4 protein-coding genes are annotated in these 3,386 nt (G+C 49.3%); 3 read left to right on the top strand and 1 reads right to left on the bottom strand.

The features are described from left to right. A partial coding sequence (locus ACRCZA_RS15080; RefSeq protein WP_438675211.1) for a hypothetical protein occupies nucleotides 1–183 on the top strand: 183 nt, incomplete at its 5' end. 10 nt (nucleotides 184–193) lie between these two features. Here the strand turns inward: ACRCZA_RS15080 and ACRCZA_RS15085 are convergent. After that, a complete protein-coding gene (locus tag ACRCZA_RS15085; RefSeq protein WP_438675212.1) occupies nucleotides 194–1,036 on the bottom strand; it encodes an HDOD domain-containing protein in 843 nt (280 codons plus the stop codon). 396 nt (nucleotides 1,037–1,432) lie between these two features. Between ACRCZA_RS15085 and trhP the strand changes: the two genes are divergently transcribed. Together trhP and ACRCZA_RS15095 are read left to right on the top strand one after the other, a co-directional pair. Next, on the top strand, nucleotides 1,433–2,800 hold the full coding sequence (gene trhP, locus ACRCZA_RS15090; RefSeq protein ID WP_438675213.1) for a prephenate-dependent tRNA uridine(34) hydroxylase TrhP: 1,368 nt from the start codon (nucleotides 1,433–1,435) through the stop codon (nucleotides 2,798–2,800). A gap of 4 nt (nucleotides 2,801–2,804) precedes the next feature. Continuing rightward, nucleotides 2,805–3,056 carry a YfhL family 4Fe-4S dicluster ferredoxin gene (locus ACRCZA_RS15095; RefSeq protein ID WP_438675214.1) on the top strand — a complete coding sequence of 84 codons (252 nt, stop codon included), beginning with the start codon at nucleotides 2,805–2,807 and terminating at the stop codon, nucleotides 3,054–3,056. Nucleotides 3,057–3,386 lie beyond the last annotated feature (330 nt).

Here is a 3,386-nt window from a genome sequence, read left to right on the forward strand (position 1 = left end):
ATGTTATCGATAACTGCGGGTGTCATTACCTATCCGATTAACTGTCTAACGCTTTATATTTTAACTGTATTTTACTATGTAGTTTCGTGGTGGCGCTGTGGTAGAACTGTGGTAGAGCTTGCCCTGTCGCATGTCATTGCCGCTGGGGCAGGCTCTTTACCTATGATGTTTGTCTTGCTTTAAGGTTGCGAGCTTATTGGTAACTTTCTTTAATCGAGTGGAATTTTTCAATAAATTCATCACTCGCTAAATCGTTGGCCGATACGGGCAAACCGCGGGCCGCAAAAACATCAAGACGCTGGGTTAATTCGGTTCCGGCCCGCAACTCTCCGCTATAAAATGCTGCGGCGCGGATAAAGTCTAGATAGCCCACCTTTTCAGGAAGATAAGGTAAATCTGCCCAACGCTCAACTACTTCCATCACGTCTGGGGCAAAATCCCAACTTTTTAACACGGCACGCCCAAGTGGTCCTTGCAGTTTACGTACTAGCGCGCGCAATTGATCAATCCGGCTAAACAGCGCTGGATGAGCCTCGGCCTCGGTGAGAACCGGTAGGGCGCCAATATTGTGCACTAATCCGGCGAGCGTTAACGTGTCAAGGTTAAGGCCATTGCCCGGTACGCGTTTATGGTAGATTTGTAGCATGGCGCAGGCGGCCGCAGTCACATCAATAGAGGTGCGCCACACCTCATCCATGACTTCCCATACCATTTCATTGGTTGAAATAAATAATTGCTCCATCGCGACCGAGGTGGCAATGCTCTTGATTTGGGTTAACCCAATGCGCGAGACGGCGCTATTAATACTTTCGGCAGGAATGCCGCGGCTATAGAGCGCGCTATTGGCGACTTTAATGATCCTCGCCGATATCGCGGCGTCTTGGCTGATGACTTCGGCGACCTGTTTAAGACTGGCATCATTTCGGCTGACCACTTCCTGAACGCGCATCGCCACCTCGGGTAAGGTGGGCAGCACTAAGGCATCCTCTTTGAGTTTTTTTAATAGGCCGACTAACAACAGATGTTCGGTAGACATCTTGACTCCCATCAATCTTCAAACATACACATATAATTGTGGGAGTATATCAGTTGGTTGGCGCTTTTTGGTGAGAAAAAAGTGATTTAGGTTAACAATCGGTGTTATTGGTGTCGCTAGTGTTGCGGGTGTTGCTTGTGCTGGTGATTAGGGGGGGCTTTACGGGTGAGTATCCCCGCAAAAGGAGGCAAGCCTGCTATAGTCAGTTGTCAGGTGCAGAGGGGAAGTTAGCGTGTATTATGTTAGCGCGCCTCATGCCCGCGATGTTGTGCTCGGCGTCACCTATGCCCGTGCGCCCTTAGGCAATTGATGGCTATTTGCATAACCCTAGGAGCATTGTGTAAAATGCCGCCCCGCGCATTGCGCCCGTGTACTTTAACCAATTCGAGAATCATTATGTTTAAACCTGAGCTACTGTCTCCTGCTGGGACGCTGAAAAACATGCGTTACGCCTTTGCCTATGGGGCAGATGCCGTTTATGCCGGTCAGCCAAGATATAGCTTAAGGGTACGTAATAACGACTTTAAGATGGAAAATCTCGCCACCGGGATTGAAGAGGCTCATGCACTGGGCAAAAAATTATATGTGGTGAGCAACATTGCGCCGCATAATGCCAAATTAAAAACCTATATCAAGGATATGGAGCCTGTGGTGGCCATGCGCCCCGATGCCTTGATTATGTCCGATCCCGGCTTGATCATGATGGTGCGCGAAGCCTTCCCTGATCAAGTGGTGCATCTTTCTGTCCAAGCGAATGCGATTAACTGGGCTTCGGTCAAATTTTGGCAAAGCCAAGGGATTAAGCGGGTGATCCTGTCGCGGGAATTGTCCTTAGATGAAATTGAAGAAATTCGTCAACGCTGCCCAGACATTGAACTTGAGGTCTTTGTTCATGGGGCGCTGTGCATGGCGTATTCGGGCCGTTGTTTACTCTCGGGATATATCAATAAGCGCGATCCGAACCAAGGCACTTGCACCAACGCGTGCCGCTGGAAATACGACGTGCACGAAGCGCAGCAAACCGATAGCGGCGACATTATCGCGACCCCGAATGCGGTGCAAATCGAAACGCCGACCACCTTAGGTGCCGGCGCGCCCACAGATCAAATCTTCCTGCTACAGGAAGCCAATCGTCCCGGCGAATACATGCCAGCCTTTGAGGATGAGCATGGTACTTATATCATGAATTCCAAAGATCTGCGTGCCATTCAACACGTTGAACGTCTGACCAAAATGGGCATCGATTCCCTTAAAATCGAAGGACGGACCAAGTCGTTTTATTACGTGGCGCGTACTGCGCAGCTTTACCGTCAAGCCATTGAGGATGCTGTAGCGGGTAAGGATTTTGACCGCAGCCTGATGAATCAATTAGAAGGCTTGGCGCACCGCGGCTATACCGAAGGTTTCTTGCGGCGCCATGTGCATGATGAATATCAAAATTACGATTACGGTTATTCTGTCAGTGACACTCAACAGTTTGTTGGTGAGTTAACGGGCAACCGCAATCTGGCGGGCCTTGCCGAAATTGACGTGAAAAATAAATTCTCGGTCGGCGACAGTGTGGAGTTGATGACACCTCAGGGGAATATGAATCTGACGATTGCCCACCTTGAGGATCGTAAGGCGCAGGCCGTTGCCGCAGGTTTAGGTTCAGGGCACACGGTTTATCTGCCTGTTCCTAAAGAAGTGGATTTAAGTCACGGCATTTTATTGCGTAACTTGCCCCAAGGGCAGGATACGCGTAACCCACATGAAATAGGCTAAGTCCATGGCGTTATTGATCGACGACAGTTGTATCAACTGCGATATGTGTGAGCCTGAGTGTCCAAATCAGGCCATCACAATGGGGGAAGAGATCTATGAAATCGACCCAGACCGTTGCACTGAATGTGTGGGTCATTATGACAAACCCACCTGTGTGTCCGTTTGCCCGATTGATTGTATTGCTCCCGATCCGCATCACATCGAGTCTCAGGATGAACTCTTAGTTAAATTTGCGATCCTTACGCAAAAAAGCTAAGCATGCGCCAAGGGACAAGCGCAGCGAATGTGGTTATTTTGCGATCATTGCGTGGTCATTTTGCGGTCATGGTGGAGACGGTTTTGTAAACCATGACCTCATCGAGAGTGGCGCCACACACGACAACACTTTGATGTACAACATTTGCCATTTGCACGCGCAAAACGGTATTGACAAAAAGCGATATTGACCAAAAAACGGTATAGAACAAAAACGATATAGAACAAAAGCCCCGAGGCTATCCGCATCGGGGCTTTTGCGTACTTGGGCGCGTTGAGGTTTCGACATTCTATGTGATGACTTTGGCAAGTTCGCGTGCGTGAAGCGAGA

Source organism: Shewanella sp. (genome assembly GCF_051658185.1).
GTDB lineage: Bacteria > Pseudomonadota > Gammaproteobacteria > Enterobacterales > Shewanellaceae > Shewanella.

Excerpts from the sequence above, each read along its gene's own strand:
- ACRCZA_RS15085 (WP_438675212.1), bottom strand. The coding sequence starts at position 1,036 with ATGTCTACCGAACATCTGTTGTTAGTCGGCCTATTAAAAAAACTCAAA.
- trhP (WP_438675213.1), top strand. The coding sequence starts at position 1,433 with ATGTTTAAACCTGAGCTACTGTCTCCTGCTGGGACGCTGAAAAACATG.
- ACRCZA_RS15095 (WP_438675214.1), top strand. The coding sequence starts at position 2,805 with ATGGCGTTATTGATCGACGACAGTTGTATCAACTGCGATATGTGTGAG.